Annotated in this window: 13 protein-coding genes and 2 tRNA genes; 10 read left to right on the top strand and 5 right to left on the bottom strand. The window is 73.6% G+C overall.

The features are described 5' to 3' along the window. Positions 1-470: 470 nt before the first annotated feature. A complete protein-coding gene (locus IE332_RS22500) occupies positions 471-2174 on the bottom strand; it encodes an ABC transporter family substrate-binding protein (RefSeq protein WP_189919358.1) in 1704 nt (567 codons plus the stop codon). 337 nt (positions 2175-2511) lie between these two features. Here IE332_RS22500 and IE332_RS22495 point away from each other — a divergent pair, with 337 nt between their 5' ends. The 5 genes from IE332_RS22495 (at position 2512) to IE332_RS22475 (ending at position 7456) form a co-directional block, all read left to right on the top strand. Then, a complete protein-coding gene (locus IE332_RS22495; protein ID WP_189919356.1) occupies positions 2512-3492 on the top strand; it encodes an ABC transporter permease in 981 nt (326 codons plus the stop codon). A gap of 16 nt (positions 3493-3508) precedes the next feature. Then, positions 3509-4435, top strand: a complete 927-nt coding sequence (locus IE332_RS22490) for an ABC transporter permease (RefSeq protein ID WP_189919354.1) — start codon at positions 3509-3511, stop codon at positions 4433-4435. Further along, the gene (locus IE332_RS22485; RefSeq protein ID WP_189919352.1) at positions 4432-6585 is read left to right on the top strand and encodes a dipeptide ABC transporter ATP-binding protein; all 2154 of its coding nucleotides are present in this window, start codon (positions 4432-4434) and stop codon (positions 6583-6585) included. The genes IE332_RS22490 and IE332_RS22485 overlap by 4 nt, the downstream gene beginning before the upstream one ends. Positions 6586-6645: 60 nt before the next feature. Continuing rightward, positions 6646-6719: transfer RNA gene (locus IE332_RS22480), tRNA-Lys, on the top strand. 92 nt (positions 6720-6811) lie between these two features. After that, the gene (locus tag IE332_RS22475; RefSeq protein WP_189919343.1) at positions 6812-7456 is read left to right on the top strand and encodes a GOLPH3/VPS74 family protein; all 645 of its coding nucleotides are present in this window, start codon (positions 6812-6814) and stop codon (positions 7454-7456) included. 31 nt (positions 7457-7487) lie between these two features. Here the strand turns inward: IE332_RS22475 and IE332_RS22470 are convergent, their stop codons facing one another. Next, positions 7488-8405 (bottom strand): alpha/beta fold hydrolase, encoded by a 918-nt coding sequence (locus tag IE332_RS22470; protein ID WP_189919341.1) that lies wholly within the window; start codon positions 8403-8405, stop codon positions 7488-7490. Further along, positions 8402-9208 (bottom strand): DUF998 domain-containing protein, encoded by an 807-nt coding sequence (locus IE332_RS22465; RefSeq protein ID WP_229928811.1) that lies wholly within the window; start codon positions 9206-9208, stop codon positions 8402-8404. Before IE332_RS22465 ends, IE332_RS22470 begins: the two co-directional genes overlap by 4 nt. Positions 9209-9331: 123 nt before the next feature. Here IE332_RS22465 and IE332_RS22460 point away from each other — a divergent pair. The 3 genes from IE332_RS22460 to IE332_RS22450 all read left to right on the top strand — a co-directional run bounded on the left by IE332_RS22460 (position 9332) and on the right by IE332_RS22450 (position 13229). Beyond that, positions 9332-9405: transfer RNA gene (locus IE332_RS22460), tRNA-Lys, on the top strand. A 226-nt stretch (positions 9406-9631) separates the two neighbouring features. Then, the gene (locus IE332_RS22455) at positions 9632-12049 is read left to right on the top strand and encodes a transglycosylase domain-containing protein (RefSeq protein WP_189919339.1); all 2418 of its coding nucleotides are present in this window, start codon (positions 9632-9634) and stop codon (positions 12047-12049) included. 103 nt (positions 12050-12152) lie between these two features. After that, the gene (locus IE332_RS22450; protein ID WP_189919337.1) at positions 12153-13229 is read left to right on the top strand and encodes an EamA family transporter; all 1077 of its coding nucleotides are present in this window, start codon (positions 12153-12155) and stop codon (positions 13227-13229) included. Positions 13230-13295: 66 nt separating this feature from the next. Here IE332_RS22450 and lepB read toward each other — a convergent pair whose 3' ends face one another. Together lepB and IE332_RS22440 are read right to left on the bottom strand one after the other, a co-directional pair. Continuing rightward, complete coding sequence (gene lepB / locus IE332_RS22445; RefSeq protein WP_189919335.1) at positions 13296-14090, bottom strand: signal peptidase I; 795 nt, start codon at positions 14088-14090, stop codon at positions 13296-13298. Positions 14091-14334: 244 nt separating this feature from the next. After that, positions 14335-14670, bottom strand: coding sequence for a chorismate mutase (locus IE332_RS22440; protein ID WP_189919333.1), 336 nt, complete (start codon positions 14668-14670; stop codon positions 14335-14337). A 316-nt stretch (positions 14671-14986) separates the two neighbouring features. On the opposite strand from IE332_RS22440, the gene IE332_RS22435 reads away from it, so the two are divergent. After that, on the top strand, positions 14987-15412 hold the full coding sequence (locus tag IE332_RS22435; RefSeq protein ID WP_189919331.1) for an OsmC family protein: 426 nt from the start codon (positions 14987-14989) through the stop codon (positions 15410-15412). A gap of 416 nt (positions 15413-15828) precedes the next feature. Then, positions 15829-17916, top strand: coding sequence for a putative bifunctional diguanylate cyclase/phosphodiesterase (locus tag IE332_RS22430; RefSeq protein WP_229928810.1), 2088 nt, complete (start codon positions 15829-15831; stop codon positions 17914-17916). The last annotated feature ends 72 nt before the right edge of the window (positions 17917-17988 follow it).

Here is a 17988-nt window from a genome sequence, read left to right as displayed (position 1 = left end):
GGTCGTCCCGCGCATCCTGGCAGCGCCCCGGGCCCGGCGCACGCACCGGCGCGGCGCGCGCGCCGGGCAATGCGCCGGTCGGGGGCCGGTCGGGGACCTGGGGCCGCGCCGACGGGGCCCCAGGGCAGCCCCGCCTCAATGACCCCGTATGTCCCTTTTTTCCTTGCCGTCAGCCGTAGTTGACGCTCCGGTGCGCGAACCGGGTGACAGCGCGGCGGGTTTCCGGGCGCGCCCCGCGCGCTGCGCCGCGAGGGGCCCCGGCGCCGCTAGATTCATCCCGGTCGGAAGGACGCGGGCCCTGCGGGGCCCCATGACACGGGCGGCCTGCGGGCAACGCGGAAGGTCAAGGCGGGTGGCGGGACAGCGGGGGCGGCGGAGCCGACCTTCCCGTGTCCGCGCCACCGGCCTCGTGATCACCGCGCTGCTCGCCAGCGCCTGCCGTGCGGCCCGGCCCGCCGCGTGCGCGGCGGTTACTTCTCCCAGCCGACCTTGGAGTAGTCCACGCCGGCCAGACCGAACGCGCCGTAGTTGGCCAGGCCCTTGCGGGCCGCCACCACGGTCGGCCGCTGGTAGAGCTCGACGGTGTGGCCGAGCTCCCAGATCTTCGCGTCGGCCTGGTTGTAGAGCTTCGCGGCCTCCGCCGGGTCGAGCGTGCCGGCCGCCTTCTTCAGCAGCGCGTCGATCTCCGGCGTGCCGAGCTTCGAGAAGTTGCCGAAGACGTTCTCCCCCACCGGCAGGCGGAAGTTGAGGAGGGAGCTGGAGAGCGGGAACGAGTCGGTGTTCCGCCAGCTGGCGATCTCGAACTTGCCCGGGTTCACGTACTTGGTGAAGAAGTCGTTGGAGGGGACCTTGTCGAGGTCGACCTTGACCCCGGCCGTCAGCCACATCGCGGCGGCGGCGGTGGCCAGGTCCAACTGCGCCTGCGGGGTGGCGTCGTTGACGACCCAGTGCAGCTCCAGCTGCTTCCCGTCCTTGGTGCGCGGCTGACCGCTGCCCGCCTCCTTCCAGCCCGCCTCGTCGAGCAGCTTCTTGGCCGCGCCCAGGTCGAACTTCGCCCAGTCGCCGGAGTTGTCCTGGTAGCCGGTCTGGTTGGGCATGATGATGTGGTTGCCGAGCGGCTTGAACTCCACCGGGACGCCGTTGTTCGCGATCTTGATCAGCGCCGAGCGGTCCAGCGCCCTCCCGAGCGCCTGGCGGACCTTCTGGTCCGCCAGCGCGCCGCCCTGGCCGAACGAGATGTGCACCTCGTCCCACGGACTGGCGGTGCGGATCACGGCGTCCTTGGAGTCCTTGAGCTGCCCGTACGCGGCGGCGGTGCCGGCCGTGGCGAAGTCGATCTCGTTGTTGAGGAACGCCTGGGTGGTCGCCGACTGGGACATCACCCGGAAGGTGATCCGGTCGGCCTTGGGCTTCGTCCCCCACCAGGCCGGGTCCGGGACCAGGGTCAGGGTCTGCGCGGTCTTGTCCGCGGTCCCGACCTTCAGCGGGCCCGCGGTGATCGGGATCTTCTCCACCCAGCCCTGGTTGAAGTCGTCCGGGGTCCCGATGCCCGCCGCCGGGATCAGCGGGCGGAACAGGTTCTGCCAGTCGGCGTACGGCTCGGAGAAGGTCACCTTGACCTCGGTCGGGTCCGCCCCCTGCTCGACGGCGGAGATCAGCTCGTAGCCGGCGGAGTCGGCGATGTTGTAGCCGTCCTTCTTGCCGTTGCTGGCCTCCCAGTCCGCCTTGAAGTCCAGGTAGCCCAGCGGCTTGCCGTCCGACCACTTCGCCTTGGGGTTGAGCTTGTAGGTGATCACCTGCGGGGAGGTCGAGGTGACCTTGGCCTCCTGCAGGTAGTCGGTGACCGGCTGGAAGTTGCCGGCGGCGTCGGTGGTGAAGAGGTCCGGCTCCAGCATGCGCATGATCTCGACGGCGTCGCCGTACCGGCCGTCCACCTGGAACGGGTTCCACTGGGTGATCCACTGGTACAGCGGGAAGCGCACCTCGCCGCCGTCCTTGACCTGGTCCAGCGGCTTGGCGTTGATGTCCTGGGAGTCCTGTCTCGGCGGCTCGCTCTTGGCCACGCCGTCTCCGGATCCGCCCCCGCCCGAGGTGCACGCGGTGACCGCCAGCGCGGCGGCGACGGCGAGGGCGGTGGCCCGGCCGAGGCGGCGAGCCGTGGTGGAAGCGTCCATGAGGGTCCCCCTGGTGAGGTCTGCGGAACAGGAGTTGCGGCGCGACAGGCATGACCCGGCTTGAGCGTGGGCACTCAATCCGGCATCGAGCCAGAGGAACGTAACAGCGGATCAGACCGGCCACCAGGGGGAGGAACGCACACCTGATCCAAACGTCACCTGCGGCAACGCTGCCGCAACACGCCCGCTGTCCCCGGGTGCTTCACTCTGACCTGCGCTTTCCCGACTCCCCTGCCACCTCCGCCACCTGACGCCCGATCCGGGCCCCGACCGAAGGCCACCACCCGATGCCCACCAGACGCGTCGGCCCCGCCCCCGCCACCCCGGGCGGCCGCTGATGCTCCGCTACCTGGCGAAGCGCCTGGGCTACTACACGGCGCTGCTGATCGCCGCCGTGTTCCTGGCGTACGCGATATCCGCGACCGCCCTGCAGCCGCGCACCTACTTCGACGCCAAGGTCCCGCGCCCGGCCGCCGAATCGGTCGAGCACCAGCTCACCGCGCTCAACCTGAACGACCACACCCCGGTCGTCGAGCGCTTCGGCCACTGGGCCGGCGGGCTGCTCCACGGCGACCTCGGCCGGACCATCCACGACACCCCGGTCTCCGACGACTTCGGCCGCCGGGTCTGGGTCTCGCTGCGGCTGCTGCTGCTCGGCAGCCTGCTCGGCATGGTCCTCGGCGTCGCCGCCGGGGCCTGGAGCGCCGTGCGCCAGTACCGGTTCTCCGACCGGCTGCTCACCGTGCTGTCCTTCGTCCTGCTCTCCACCCCGGTCTTCCTGGTCGCGCTGTTCCTCAAGAACGGCGCCATCGCCGCCAAGGACGCGGCCGGCCACGACGTGATCCCGTTCACCGGCTACGAGACCCCCGGACTCACCGGCGGCCTCGGCACCCACCTGGCCGACTGGGCGCTGCACCTGCTGCTGCCGACCATCTCGCTGGCCCTCGGCGGCCTCGCCACCTACAGCCGCTACCAGCGCGGCACCATGCTCGACGTGCTCGGCTCCGACTACCTGCGCACCGCCGAGGCCAAGGGCCTCACCCGCCGGCAGGCGCTGCTGAGGCACGGGCTGCGGACCGCCGTGATCCCGATGTCGACCATGTTCGCCTACAGCTTCCTGGGCATCTTCACCGGCGCGATCTTCACCGAGACGATCTTCGGCTGGCACGGCATGGGCGAGTGGCTGATCCAGTCGATCAACGAACAGGACGTCAACTCCGTCGTGGCCGTCAACCTGTTCACCGCCGTCGTCGTCCTCGCCTCCGGCTTCCTCGCCGACACCCTGCACGCCGCCCTCGACCCGCGCGTGCGGTCCTGACCGGAGGTGACCTGAGATGACCACCACCGTCGCCGAGCCCTCCGCCTCGGCCACCGCACCCCGGTCCACCGGCCGGGGACGGCTCGTCCTCGCCCGGCTGCTCGCCGCCCGCGGCGCCGTCACCGGGACCGTCGTCGTCCTGCTGCTGTTCGCGCTCGCCTTCGGCGGCCCGTACCTCACGCCCTGGGACTACGCCGCCCCGGACTTCTCCGCTCTGCACCAACCCCCGTCCGCCGACCACTGGTTCGGCACCAACGGGGTCGGCCAGGACGTGTTCGCGCAGACCGTCCGCGGGCTGCAGAAGTCGCTGGTCATCGGCCTGCTGGTGGCGCTGTTCTCCACCGTGCTGGCCTCCGTGGTGGGCGCCTGCGCCGGCTACTTCGGCGGCTGGGCCGACCGGGCGCTGATGTTCCTGGTGGACCTGATGCTGGTCTTCCCCAGCTTCCTGATCATCACCATCGTCTCGTCCCGGCTGAAGAGCGCCGGCTGGATCGCCTTCGTGCTGCTCCTCGCGCTGTTCAACTGGATGATCACCGCCCGGGTGGTCCGCTCGATGACCATCTCCCTGCGCGAGCGCGAATTCGTCCGCGCCGCGCGGTTCATGGGCGTGCGGCCGCTGCGGATCATCAGCCGGCACATCCTGCCGAACGTCGCCTCCTTCCTCATCATCGACGCCACCATCGCCGTCGGCGGCGCGGTGATGAGCGAGACCGCGCTCTCCTACTTCGGCTTCGGGGTCAAGGCGCCGGACGTCTCGCTCGGCACCCTGCTCGCCGCCGGGACCAGCGAGGCCCCGGTCTTCCCCTGGCTGTTCTACTTCGCCGCCGGCCTGCTGGTGGTCTTCGTCCTCGCCGTCAACCTGATCGGGGACGGGCTGCGCGACGCGCTCGACCCCACCTCCGGGGCCGCGCCCCGCCGTCGCCCCCGTAGGAAGCGCCCGTGACCACCGCCCTCGACACCACCACCGTCGACACCCCGCTGCTCGCCGTCCGGGACCTTCGGGTGGACTTCGCCGGGCCGCACGGCCCGGTCCCCGCCGTCCGCGGGGTGGACCTCACCCTGCGGCGCGGCGAGACCCTCGGCATCGTCGGGGAGTCCGGCTCCGGGAAGTCCGTCACCGCGCTCTCCGTGCTCGGACTGCTGCCCGGGACGGCGCGGGTCAGCGGGTCGGTGCGGCTGGACGGCCGGGAGCTGGTGGGGCTGCCGGGCAAGGAGCTCGCGGCGATCCGCGGCCGCCGGGTCGCCATGGTCTTCCAGGACCCGCTCTCCGCGTTCACCCCGGTCTACCGGATCGGCGACCAGATAGCCGAGGCGGTCCGGATCCACCAGCGGGTGGACAAGGCCACCGCGCGGCGCCGGGCCGCCGAACTCCTCGACCTGGTCGGCATCCCCGCGCCCGACCGGGCCCTGGACAGCTTCCCGCACGAGTTCTCCGGCGGCATGCGCCAGCGCGCGATGATCGCCATGGCCGTCGCCAACGAGCCCGACATCCTGCTCGCCGACGAGCCCACCACCGCGCTCGACGTCACCATCCAGGCCCAGGTGCTGGACGTGCTGCGCACCGCCCGCCGGGAGACCGGCGCCGCGCTCGTCCTGGTCAGCCACGACCTCGGGGTGATCGCCGGGACGGCCGACCGGGTCGCGGTGATGTACGCCGGACGGGTGGTCGAGACGGCCGGCGTGGACGAACTGTTCGAGGCCCCGCACCACCCGTACGCGCTCGGACTGATCGGCGCGCTGCCCCGGCTGGACGGGCGCGGCGGTCCGCTCGTACCCATCCCCGGCGCCCCGGCGCCGATGGCCGAGCTGCCGCCGGGCTGCCCGTTCGCGCCGCGCTGCCCGCTGGCGCAGGACCGCTGCTCGACGGCGGAGCCGGTGCTGGAGCCCGCTTCGGAGGGGGCGGGTGACCACCTGTCGGCGTGCGTGCGGTCGGCGGAGCTCGCCGGCCGCCGGCCCGCGCCGGCCGAGGTCTACCCCGTGCCCGAGCTGCCCGCGCCCTCCGGCGGCTCCGGCCGCTCCGGCCGCTCCGATGGCTCCGACCGCTCCGACCGCTCCGACCGCTCCGGGCGGGCGCCGGTGCTGGCGGTCAGCGGCCTTGGCAAAACGTTTCCGCTCCTCAAGGGCACGGTGTTCAAGCGCAAGGTCGGCGAGGTGTACGCGGTCGACGGCGTCGACCTGGACCTGCGGGAGGGCGAGACCCTCGGCCTGGTCGGCGAGTCCGGCTCCGGCAAGTCCACCACGCTGTTCGAACTGCTGCGGCTCGGCGCCCCGGAGAGCGGCCGGATCGAACTGCTCGGCCACGACACCGCCCGGCTCACCCGGGCCGAGGCCCACCGGCTGCGCGCCGAACTGCAGATCGTCTTCCAGGACCCGATGGCCAGCCTCGACCCCCGGATGCCGATCGGCGACATCGTCGCGGAACCCCTGCTCACCCAGCGCGCCCCCCGCGCGGAGATCGCCCGCCGGGTGCCCGAGCTGCTGCGCCAGGTCGGCCTCGACCCGGAGCACGCCGTCCGCTACCCGCACCAGTTCTCCGGCGGCCAGCGCCAGCGCGTCTCCATCGCCCGCGCCCTCGCCGTCCGCCCCAAGCTGCTGGTGCTGGACGAACCGGTCTCCGCGCTGGACGTCTCCATCCAGGCCGGGGTGCTCAACCTGCTGCAGGCGCTCAAGGCGGAGCTCGGACTCTCCTACCTGTTCGTCTCGCACGACCTCTCGGTGATCCGGCACCTCGCCGACCGGGTCAGCGTGATGTACCTCGGCCGGACGGTCGAGCAGGGCGAGGTCTCCGCCGTCTTCGACCGCCCCCGGCATCCGTACACCCGCGCCCTGCTCTCCGCCGTCCCGCTGCCCGACCCCGCCGCCGAACGCGCCCGGGACCGCGTCCTGCTCGCCGGCGACCCGCCCTCCCCCACCGAGCGCCGCGCCGGCTGCCCCTTCCGCACCCGCTGCCCCCGCTACGCCGGGCTCACCACCCCGGCCGACCGGACCCGCTGCGAGCAGGAGCGACCGGCGCTGACCGGCGATCCCGGGGCCGACCACCAGGCGGCCTGCCACCACCCGGAGCCGCCGCCCGCCGACGCTCACGGCGGGTGACCGCCCGCGCACGATTCGGTGGATCGGGCCCGCGCCGTGTAATGTCTTCGACGTCAGCAGGCGCCGCTAGCTCAGTTGGTTAGAGCAGCTGACTCTTAATCAGCGGGTCCGGGGTTCGAGTCCCTGGCGGCGCACATGGCAAGGTCTCAGGCCGTCCACTCCGGTGGGCGGCCTGAGTCGTTCCCGGACGTTCCCAGACGTTCCGGGACGGGTAGACCTGGGCTCCGTGAGCCTCTCCGACGTCCTTCCCCTCCCCGAGGAACTGCTGCTGCTCTGCGCCCATCCCGCCCACGGGCGCTTCCGGGTGCCGGCCAGCCAGTTCCACCACGTGGTCGCCGGTGCCGTCCTCGCCGAACTCGTGCTGGGCGGCGCGGTCACCGTCGAGAAGCACCGCATCACCGGCTACCAGCCCTTCGGCGCGCGGGACGAGGTCGCGGCCGGGGTGCTGGCCCGGCTGGAGGCGAGGGGCAAGAGCCGCTTCCGCCCCGGGCTCGACCAGGCGCTCGCCCAGGTCCCCGACCCGCCCGGGCACCGGTTCCACCTCGACCGGCTGACCGCGGCGGGGTACTACGCCGTGGAGGAGAAACGCTTCCTCGGTCTGCCCTGGCGCACCCACCGGCTGCTGCGGCCCGACCTCAGGGAAGAGACGGCCGCACGGGTCGCCGCCACCCTGCTGGCCCCCGACGGCGGAGCCGGCCGGCCGACGGCCGAACGGGACCGGCAACTGGCCGCCCTGATCCACGTCGCCTCCCTGGACCACCGCCTCTACCCCGGCCGGCCCGGCGCCCCGGTCCGGCGCGCCGCGCGGAAGCTGGCCGGGGAGCTGCCCGTCCCGCGGGCCGTCCAGCGGATCAGGTCCAGCAGCGACTGAGGGTGTGCTCAGCGGGTGTCGAGCACGGTGCTCAGCGGGTGTCGAGCACCGCCGAGGCCACCGCGTCCGGACGGTCGAACATCACCAGGTGCCCGGCCGGAGCCGTCGTACGGAAGTCCGCGCGGAGCAGTGCCGCGAGCTCCCGCTGCTCGGCCAGCCAGGTCTCGGTCCGGCGGGTCCGGCAGCCGTCGTCGGCGGCCAGCACGGTGACCGGCAGGTCCTCGGGCAGCGGCCGGGTGCGCCGCAGCTCCGCCAGTTCGGCCGCCACGTCGAGGTAGCGCGCGTTCTCCCGCAGCAGCGCGCGCAGCGCCCGACCGGTGCGGTAGCAGTGCCGGACCAGCGGCGCCGGGGCGAGGTCCTCGCGGCGGACGGTGGACAGCCGGGCAGTCGTCCGGCGCGCGGTCGGGCCGAGCAGGTAGGGCACGGCGAGGGCGGAGGCGACACCGGCCACCGCCCGGGCCGCCAGGTCCCGCGCCCCGGGTGCCGGGTACGGCCGGGCCGCCGGTTCGACACTGCCGTCGACCAGGACCAGCCCGGCGGTCCGCTCCGGGTGCAGCCGGGCGAAGGCCTCCACGTGGAAGCCGGCCAGCGAGTGGCCGACCACCGTGCAGGGCCCGCGCAGCCCCAGGCCGTCCAGCACCGCCAGGATCCGCCCGGCCTCGCCCACCGCCGTCGGGGCGGGCCGCCCGGTGGCCGGCTCGGCGGCGCTCAGCCCGTAACCGGGCCGGTCGAAGCGGACCACGGTGCGGTAGGGCGTGAGGAACGGGACGACGAGGTCCCAGTCGAACCAGCTGCTGCCGAGACCACCGCTGAGCAGGCAGACCGGGCCGCTGCCCTCGGTGCGGACGTGCAGCGGGACGCCGTCGACGCGCAGGAAGCGCGCGTGGGTGCGGGGGTCGCGGGAGGTGGCGGGGGTGCCAGGGGTGCCGGGGTCGCCGGGGGTGGTCATGCCGGCCTCCGTTCCGGGGACGGCTCGGCCGGGCGGCGCGGCTCCGGTCCGCCGTCCTGGTCCTGCTGGTTCTCCCGGTCCCGTCGGTCCTCCCGGTCGGAGCGGGCGACGCCCAGGGCCAGGACGGCCAGCCAGAGTGCGACCAGCAGCACCTGCAGCCGCTGCCCGGCCCCGAGCGCCCAGTGGCCGTGCCCGGCCTGGAAGGCGGCGATCGCGGCGAGGCTCCATCCGGTGGCAAGCAGTTCGGCGCCCAGCAGCCAGGGCCCGAACCGGCGCACCGGCGGCCACCGGCCGTAGCGGCGGGCGGCGACGGTGAGGGCGACCAGTGCGGTGAGGGCGCCGGCCATCGCGAGGCTGCTGGTGACGGCGTGCGCGGTGTGGGTCGCGGGGACGAGCCCGGCGGTCTCCCGGGCGGCGCACATCTCGTCGCTGGTGGGGGTGCAGCTGAGCGGGAGCCGGGAGTCGGCGGCGGTCGCGGCGCCGAACAGGGCGAGGGCGGACCAGCCGACGAGTGCCCAGCGGCGGTGCCGGAGGCGGTCGGCCCACCCGGCGGCGAGGCCGGTGCCGAGGGCCGCGCCGGCGGCGGCGAGCAGGCAGAGCCCGGCGACCAGGTCGGTGGCCCGGAAGAGGCCGCCCAGTGGTTGGTCCTCGGCGGCGAGTTCGCTGATGTACGCCTGCACCGGGTCGAGCCCGGTGCTCAGCACGACCTCCAGCACCCAGGCGGTGTACGCCACGGCGCTGAGCAGCAGCAGCGCGGCGACCGTCGTCCGCCCGGTGCGGCGTCCTGGCTGGGGGCTGGGCACGGTTCCACCCTAACCAGCGGCGAACTCCGGCCCAACCGGAAGGAAAGGGACGGATCGGGCGGGGGTGACCGGGGCCGGTTCGAGGCACCCCTCGGGACCGTGTATTGTTTTCCAGGTCAGCAGGCGCCGCTAGCTCAGTTGGTTAGAGCAGCTGACTCTTAATCAGCGGGTCCGGGGTTCGAGTCCCTGGCGGCGCACAGACATCGGGGAGCCTCTCGCAGCAGCGAGGGGCTCCCCGATTTTTTGGCCCTCGAAGTCCGATTTGTGTGTGATGTCGGTCTCGATTGGCGATCCGGCGGAGCCATCCGGCCCGTCCCGCTCGTCCAGGGCAGTACAACCGGAAACCGGGGCAAAGGTCCCGAACCACCGATGTCCCCCCGCCCGTGCAGGCTGCTTCGTCCCGCTTGCAGGAAAGGCCGCGCTTTGCCCAGGAATGCCCAGAGCGGCCCTCGCACGCCGTCGATCAGTCTCCGCCCGGTCAAGCGGTTCAAGCGCCCCGCCGGCGGGTCCGGTGCGGCCGGTTCGTCCAGCGGTTCCGGCGGGCCCGGCGGCAAGAAGGCGCGCCGTCCGAAGCGGACCGGCTGGCGCCGGCTGATACCCACCTGGCGGATGACCCTGCTCGGCTTCGCCTCGGCGCTGCTGCTCGGCGTCGGCCTGTTCGCGCTGGGGATCGCCCTGGTGAAGGTCCCGGACGCGCACGCCGCCGCGACCGCGCAGAGCAACACCTGGCTCTACTCGGACGGTTCGGTGATCACCCGCACCGGCCAGACCAACCGGCAGAACGTCACCCTGGACAAGGTCTCCCCCGCCGCCCAGCACGCGGCGCTGGCCGCCGAGGACCGCAACTTCTACAACGAGGGCGCGGTCAACGTCCAGGGCCTGCTCCGGGCCGCGGTCAACACCGCCAAGGGCGAAGGCACCCAGGGCGGCTCCACCATTACCCAGCAGTACGTGAAGAACACGTACCTGAACCAGAAGCAGTCGGTCACCCGCAAGGTGAAGGAACTCTTCATCGCGATCAAGGTGGACGCCACCGAGAGCAAGGACGAGATCCTCTCCGGCTACCTGAACACCTCCTACTACGGCCGCGGCGCCTACGGCATCCAGGCCGCCGCCCAGGCGTACTTCGGCATCGACGCCTCGGCGCTCAACGCCGCCCAGGGCGCCTACCTGGCCACCCTGCTGAACGCGCCGAGCGCCTACGACGTCGCCACCGCGACCGCGGCCGGCAAGCAGAACGCCGTCAACCGCTGGAACTACGTGCTCGACGGCATGGTCAAGGAGGGCTGGCTCCCCGCCGAGGAGCGGGCCGCCACCACCTTCCCCGACGTCCGCGACCCGCAGCCCAACCCGGGCCTGTCCGGCCAGGCCGGCTACCTGGTGAACGCGGCCACCCAGTACCTGACCTCGACCGGGGTCATCAGCGAGACCGAGCTGGCCAAGGGCGGCTACACGGTCAAGCTGAGCATCGACCCGGGCCGCCAGCAGGCCCTCCAGGACTCCGTCCAGACCCAGCTGCACGACACCCTGAACCCGGACAAGCGGAAGAAGGACGCGGCCGCCCAGGCCGGCGCCGTCTCCGTGGACCCGAAGAGCGGCGCGATCGTCGCCCTGTACGGCGGCGTCGACTACGTGAAGCACTACGTGGACAACGCCACCCGGCGCGACTACCAGGCCGGGTCGACCTTCAAGGCGATCGCCCTGGCCGCCGCCCTGGAGAACGACGCCAAGACCCAGGACGGCCGCACCGTCACCCCGCGCACGGTCTACGACGGCACCAGCGGCCGGAAGGTCCGCGGCGGCAAGGGCACCGCGTACGCGCCGCCGAACGAGGGCGACAAGAGCTACGGCCAGATCACCCTGCAGCAGGCCACCGACTGGTCGGTCAACTCGGCGTTCGCCCAGCTCGCGCAGGACACCGGGCTGCAGAAGGTCAAGGACACCGGCATCGCGCTGGGCCTGCCCGGCAACACCCCGGGGCTCGACCCGCTGCCGTCCATCCCGCTGGGCACCGCCACCCCGAGCGTGCTCGACATGGCCGGCGTGTACGCCACGCTGGACAACGGCGGCAAGCAGATCACCCCGTGGCTGGTGCAGTCCGTGGACCGCGAGGGCGAGAGCGTGCCGCTGCCCGCGCACAAGACCACCCAGGCGATCAGCGCGGACACCGCCAACGAGGTCACCTCGATGCTCCAGGGCGTGGTGAGCGACCCCGGCGGCACCGGCTGGCGGGCGAAGGCGCTCGGCCGCCCGGCGGCGGGCAAGACCGGCACCACCGACGACCAGAAGTCGGTCTGGTTCGTCGGCTACACCCCCGAGCTGGTCACCTCCGTCGCCCTGTTCGGCCAGGACCCGGGCACCGGCGCCCAGGTCAGCCTGAGCGGCGTCGGCGGGATCGACGGCGCGGCGGGCGGCCAGTACCCGGCGCAGATCTGGACCGGCTACATGAAGGCCGCGCTCAAGGGCCAGCCGGTGACCGACTTCCCGACCCCGGCCGACGACGACCGCTCCGGCGCCACCGACCTGCCGACCGCCCCGAGCACGCCGAGCGGCACCCCGTCGACGGGCGCCCCCACCGGCGGCCCGAGCACCGGCGCCACCCCGCCGGGCGGCTCCGGTCAGAGCACCCCGACGGGCGGCACCGGCGGCGGACCCACCACCACACCGACGGCCCCCGCGACCGACCAGCCGACCAGCACGCCCACCTCCCGGCCGACCGTGCGGCCCACCCCCAAGCCGACACCCACCACCCAGCCGACCCCGACACCGACCACCCAGCCGACCGTCCAGCCCCCGGTCGGGGCGGACTCGCTCACGGGGGCGGGGTCGGCGGGCGGGTGATGGGGTGACCCGGGTGATTGTGCCGCTGCGCACAGTTCTGTGCAGGACCAAATGACGAAATGGCGCCTTACCGAAGCATCGGTATGACTGTCACAATGCGTCGGTGCACAGATCAACGGCCTCGCCCACCCTCCCTTCGGGCAGAACCCTCGGCCTCAGCCTCGCCCTGGTCTCCGCCCTCGCCTTCGGCGGCTCCGGCACCGCGGCCAAGCCGCTGATCGAGGCCGGGCTCTCCCCGCTGCACGTGGTGTGGCTGCGGGCCGCCGGCGCCGCCGTCGCCCTCCTCCCGATCGCCTACCGGCACCGGGACGCCGTCCTGCGCCGTCCCGGCCTGCTGCTCGGCTTCGGCCTGCTCGCCGTGGCCGGGGTCCAGGCCTGCTACTTCGCGGCGATCTCCCGCATCCCGGTCGGCGTCGCCCTGCTGATCGAGTACCTCGGGCCGCCGCTGCTGATCGGCTACGTCAAGTTCGTGCAGCGCAAGCCGATCAGCCGGGGCGCGGCCATCGGCGCCGGCGTCGCGGTGACCGGGCTGGCCTGCGTGGTCGAGGTCTGGAACGGCCTGAGCTTCGACGCGCTGGGCGTGCTCTTCGCCCTCGGCGCGGCCTTCTGCCAGGTCGGCTACTTCCTGCTCGCCGACGCCGGCCGCCGGGGCGAGCGCCCGGTCGACCCGCTGGCCGTCAGCGCCTACGGACTGCTCATCGGCGCCGTCCTGCTCACCGCCTTCACCCGCCCCTGGCAGGCCGACTGGAGCCTGCTCGGCGGCGACGTGGTGATGAACGGGCACAGCCTGCCCGCGTACGTCCCGGCCCTGTGGATGGTCCTGATCGCGACCGTGCTCGCCTACCTGACCGGCGTGATCTCGGTCGGCTACCTCTCCCCGCCGGTCGCCGGGGTGGTGGCCAACCTGGAGGCGGTCGTCGCCACCGTGCTGGCCTGGGTGCTGCTCGGCGAACACCTCGGGCTCCCGCAGATCGCGGGCGGCCTGCTGGTGCTGACCGGGGCCTTCGCGGCGCAGGCGAGCAAGCCGGCGGACGCACCCGAGGCGGCTGCGGTCACGGCTCCTGTCGCGGTCCCCGCCACGGCTCCCGTCACGGCCGCGGAGCCGGCACCGGGGCCGGCACCGGGGCCGGCTCAGGCTTCGGCTCCGGCTCCGGATCCGGCCTCAGCTCCGGTTCCGTAGGGCCGGGGCGGATCCGCCGGGGCGACGGGCCGGGCCCGCGCGAGCGGGTGACCGCCGAGCGCCGGGTCAGCGGCCGGTCCAGCCGAACCAGTCGAGGTGATCGAGCGGCCACACGACGCCCGACACCGGGCCGACCACGTTGCCCACCGGCACGGCGCCGCCACCGGGGCCGTGCTGGTGGAAGCGGGAGTCCGCGGAGTCACTGCGGTGGTCGCCCTCCACCCAGACGTAGCCGGCGGGCACCTTCACCGGGCCGAAGTCCAGGCCCGCGCAGGAGTCGTCCCCCGGGTGCAGGTACGGCTCGTCGACCTTCCGCCCGTCGACGCTCAGGGTGCTGCCCTCGCACTGGACGGTCTGGCCGCCGGTCGCGATGACCCGCTTGACCAGGTAGTTGTCGTCCTTCGGCGGCACCAGCCCGACGAAGCTGAGCGCCGAGCTCACCGCGTTGGTGAACGGGTTCGGGTCGGCGGGCTGCGGCGGCAGCCAGCCCCCCGGGTCCTTGAACACCACCGGCTGCCCCGGCTCCGGCTCCCAGCCGGTCAGCGGCGCCAGCTTGTTCACGCCGACCCGGTCGCCGATCCGCAGCGTGTTCTCCATCGAACCGGACGGGATGGAGAAGACCTGGAACAGACAGGTCTTGATCAGCAGCGCGACCACCAGACCGACCGCGGCCATCACCGGCAGCTCGATCCACCACGGCCGGGGACGACGGCCGGAGCGGCCCTTCCCGTCCGGGCGGGCGGCTCTGCGGCCGCGCGAACCGCGGGCCCGGCGGCGGGCCTCGGCGCGGCCGCCGGACACCTCCTGGACGGCGGAATCGCTGGGGGCTCCGCTGGGCGTTTCGGGCAGGTTCACCGCCATCGTCGCTGCTCCACCTCTCCGGCTGGGGAAACCCGCACGCTACGCCAACCGTGGAGCCTGACGAAATCGGTCATTTAGTCGCCACCGACATCGCCGGGAGCGCCCGCCGCCCGCTGTGAACGTCGCGGGGGCGTTCCGTGAAGGCTCCCGAGGCGCTCCGGGCGCGCGCCGGACGTCCCTCGGGCTCGCTCCGGCCTCGCTCCGGGCGTGGGCGGGACTCCCGTCAGCCGACGCGGCCGCCCCTTCAGGCGCGGGCGATGGCCTCGTGGTGGCGGATCACCTCGGCGATGATGAAGTTCAGGAACTTCTCGGCGAAGACCGGGTCCAGCTTCGCCCCGGCGGCCAGCTCCCGGAGCCGCTTGATCTGGTCCCGCTCGCGCGCCGGGTCGGCCGGCGGCAGCTTGTGCTCGGCCTTGAGCCGGCCGACCCGCTGGGTCGCCTTGAAGCGCTCGGCCAGCATGTGGACCACCGCGGCGTCGATGTTGTCGATGCTCTCGCGCAGGCTGGTCAGCTCGGCCCGTACGGCGTCGTCGATCCCCTCGGTCACGCCGGCGTCGGGGGTCGTGGGGTGGTCCGTCATCGGGTCGGCTCCCGGTGTCTGAGTGGGCGCCCGACCGTACGGCGGCCGGGCTCGGGCCCGGGCAAATCTAACAGGGCGCCCGCTGCGGGCCCGCACCGCTGGACGGATCCGTCCACGATCCGGACAGCCGCCCGGACCTCCGGCGCCCCGCCGGAAACCCTCGCGCCACCAGGCCCACGGCACGGCGTGACACGCCGGGCCGGCGGCGGGGCTGCCCGTAGGCTGGTGCGTGCATGACCGGAAGTGACCGCTGAGCAGTCCCCCTGAAGGCCCCCGCATGGCCCCATGCGTGGCCCCGGCAATGGAGGTACCGATCGTGGCAACCACCCGCACCGCCCGTACGGCCTGGGAGGGCGACCTCGTCCACGGGCAGGGCCAGACGACCTTCGTCTCCTCCGGGATCGGCACCTACCCGGTGTCCTGGCCCGCCCGCACCGAGCAGCCCAACGGCAAGACCAGCCCGGAGGAGCTGATCGCCGCCGCCCACGCGTCCTGCTTCTCGATGGCCCTCTCGCACGGCCTGGCCGGCGCCGGCACCCCGCCCCGCACGCTGGACACCCAGGCCGACGTCACCTTCCAGCCGGGTGAGGGCATCACCGGCATCCACCTGACCGTCACCGGCGACGTCCCCGGCCTGGACGAGGAGGGCTTCGCCAAGGCGGCCCAGGACGCCAAGGCCAACTGCCCGGTCAGCCAGGCCCTGACCGGCACCACCATCACCCTCACCGCCCGGCTGGCCTGACGCCGCCCAGGCGCGGCCCGGCTCGGCCCGGCTCGGTTCGGCCGCGCCGTAGTCCTCTCCTCCTCCGCTACCGCCCCGCCCCGGCGCGCAACCGGCGCCCGAGGGCGCGGCTTCGGCGCGCACGCCCCTGGCGCACATCATGTGATGTGTACCGGGGGCGTCTGCACGTACCGCCATCCATGATCACAAAGAGGGCGAATCACCCTGGCGGCGGTCACCGCGCGTTGCCGTCGCGGCCTATGATCGGCCGAAGCGCCCTGTTCCTTCACGCGGGTCCCCGCGCGACAACGCCCCGCGGCGGGCGTCCCGCAGCGGACCGACCCCGAGGACCGCGACAGAGCGCGGAGCCGGCCGCCGGGAGCCCGAATGACCGGCCGGAATCATCGTCAAGCGTCAGCAGCGGACGGGAGCATGCCGTGCCGGGCCAGAACGAGGGGGCCGACGCACACCACCCGGGCGTGCGGCACGAGGAATCACCGCACCACCGCCACCTCGCCGCGCCGGTCATCGACCCGGCCGCCGGTTCCGCTGCCGCCAGTCCCGTTGCCGTCGGCCCCGGTGTCGCAGGTTCCGTCGCCGTCGGCCCCGGCGCCTGCGGGACCTTGGAGGAGCCCGAGGTGCTGCTCTGCCCCACCTGCTCGGCCCCGCTCGCCGACGGCATCCACCGGGGCGCCGCCGCGGGAGCCGGCCGGGCGGACGGCGGCGGGGCCGACCGGCTGCTGGCCGCCCTGCGGGCCAGCGAGTCCCGGTTCCGGGCCGCCTTCTGCGACGCGGTCATCGGCATGGCGCTGATCGACCCCGAGGACCGGATCATCGAGGTCAACCCCGCCTTCGCCAGCCTGATCGGACGGAGCGTCGGCGAACTCGTCCGCACCCACCTGCACGAGATCATCGACCCGGAGGGCATGCCGGACCGGCTGTTCTCCGAACTCGTGCGCGGGGAGCGGGAACGGTTCCGCGTGGAGAAGCAGCTCAAGCACCGCGAGGGCCACGAGGTCTGGAGCAAGGTCACCGTCTCGCTGATCCGGGACGGCGCCGGACGCCCCCTCTACACGCTCGCGCTGGTGGAGGACATCACCGAGCAGCGGCGGCTCGGCGACCGCCTGGAGTACCAGGCCCTGCACGACCCGCTGACCCGACTGCCCAACCGCACCTACTTCTTCGAACGGCTGGACGCCGCCTGCCTCTCGGTGACCGGGGAGCCCACCCCGGCCCCGGCCCTCGGCGACGCCCGCCGGGTCGGCGTCTGCTACCTGGACCTCGACGGCTTCGCGGCGATCAACGAGGCCCTCGGCCACCACATCGGCGACCAGCTGCTGATCGCCGTCGCCACCCGGCTGCGGCGCGGGTTCGACGGGCACGACACCCACCTGGTGGCCCGGATGGGCGGCGACGAGTTCGCCGTCCTGGTCACCGACAGCCTGGGCAGCGAGCAGCTGACCGAGCTGGCCGGCCGGATCCTGGAGGCGCTGGAACGCCCCTTCGACATCGCCGGGCACCGCCTGGTGATCACCGCCAGCGTGGGCGTGGTCGAGCGGTCCGTGCACGAGACCACCCCCACCGACCTGGTCAAGGACGCCGACGCCACGCTCTACTGGTCCAAGGCCGACGGCCGCGCCCGCTGGACCCTCTACGACCCGGACCGCGGTGCCCACCAGCTCACCCGCCAACTGCTCGCCACCGCACTGCGGCCGGCCCTGGAGCGCGGCGAGTTCACCATCGAGTACCAGCCGCTGGTCGGCCTGGCCGACGGCGCCGTGCACGGGGCCGAGGCCCTGGTCCGCTGGCGCCACCCCCGCTACGGGACGCTCTCCCCCGACCGCTTCATCCCGCTCGCCGAGGAGTCCGGCGCGATCGTGCCGCTCGGGAAGTGGGTGCTGGAGGAGTCCTGCCGCCAGGCCCGGCAGTGGCTCACCGAGTTCCCGGACACCGAGACCTTCGTGAGCGTCAACCTGGCCGCCCGTCAGATCTGGGACTCCGACATCGTCGCCGACGTCGCCCGCGCCCTCGAGCTCACCGCCCTGCCGGCCCGGCTGCTCCAGCTGGAGATCACCGAGAGCGCCCTGCTGGGCCCCGGCGGACGCCCGCTGCAGGCCCTGCAGGCGCTCGCCGACATGGGCGTGCGGATCGCGATCGACGACTTCGGCACCGGCTACTCCAACCTGGCCTACCTCTCCCGGCTCCCGGTGCACGTGCTGAAGCTCGACGGCACCTTCATCGAGGGCTTCCGCGACCCGGCCCCCGCCGCCGACCGCCCCGGCCTCCCCCGGCTCGGCTCCCGCCGCAGCGACGCCGACGAACAGATCGTCGGCGCGATGGTGCAGCTCGCCCACACCCTCGGCCTGACCGTCACCGCCGAGGGCATCGAGAGCGCCGCCCAGGCCGAACGGCTGCGGCTCACCGGCTGCGACACCGCCCAGGGCTGGTACTTCGCCCGGCCGGGCGAAGCCGCGCTGGTCGCGGCCATACTCCGCGAGGGCCGCCCCGCCCTGGACGGACGGTAGCGGCGGGCGGGAGGCGTCGGGCTGCCAGGGCGCGGGCGTCGGGCCGTGGGTCTCGCGGTACGCCTCGGCGGT

The organism is Kitasatospora xanthocidica (genome assembly GCF_014656195.1).
GTDB classification, from domain to species: domain Bacteria; phylum Actinomycetota; class Actinomycetes; order Streptomycetales; family Streptomycetaceae; genus Kitasatospora; species Kitasatospora xanthocidica.
This window is presented reverse-complemented; position numbering and strand designations above follow the sequence as displayed.

What these genes read in the sequence shown, in the direction of transcription:
- IE332_RS22500 (WP_189919358.1), bottom strand. Translation starts at nt 2,174, where the DNA reads ATGGACGCTTCCACCACGGCTCGCCGCCTCGGCCGGGCCACCGCCCTC.
- IE332_RS22495 (WP_189919356.1), top strand. Translation starts at nt 2,512, where the DNA reads ATGCTCCGCTACCTGGCGAAGCGCCTGGGCTACTACACGGCGCTGCTG.
- IE332_RS22490 (WP_189919354.1), top strand. Translation starts at nt 3,509, where the DNA reads ATGACCACCACCGTCGCCGAGCCCTCCGCCTCGGCCACCGCACCCCGG.
- IE332_RS22470 (WP_189919341.1), bottom strand. Translation starts at nt 8,405, where the DNA reads ATGACCACCCCCGGCGACCCCGGCACCCCTGGCACCCCCGCCACCTCC.
- lepB (WP_189919335.1), bottom strand. Translation starts at nt 14,090, where the DNA reads ATGGCGGTGAACCTGCCCGAAACGCCCAGCGGAGCCCCCAGCGATTCC.
- IE332_RS22440 (WP_189919333.1), bottom strand. Translation starts at nt 14,670, where the DNA reads ATGACGGACCACCCCACGACCCCCGACGCCGGCGTGACCGAGGGGATC.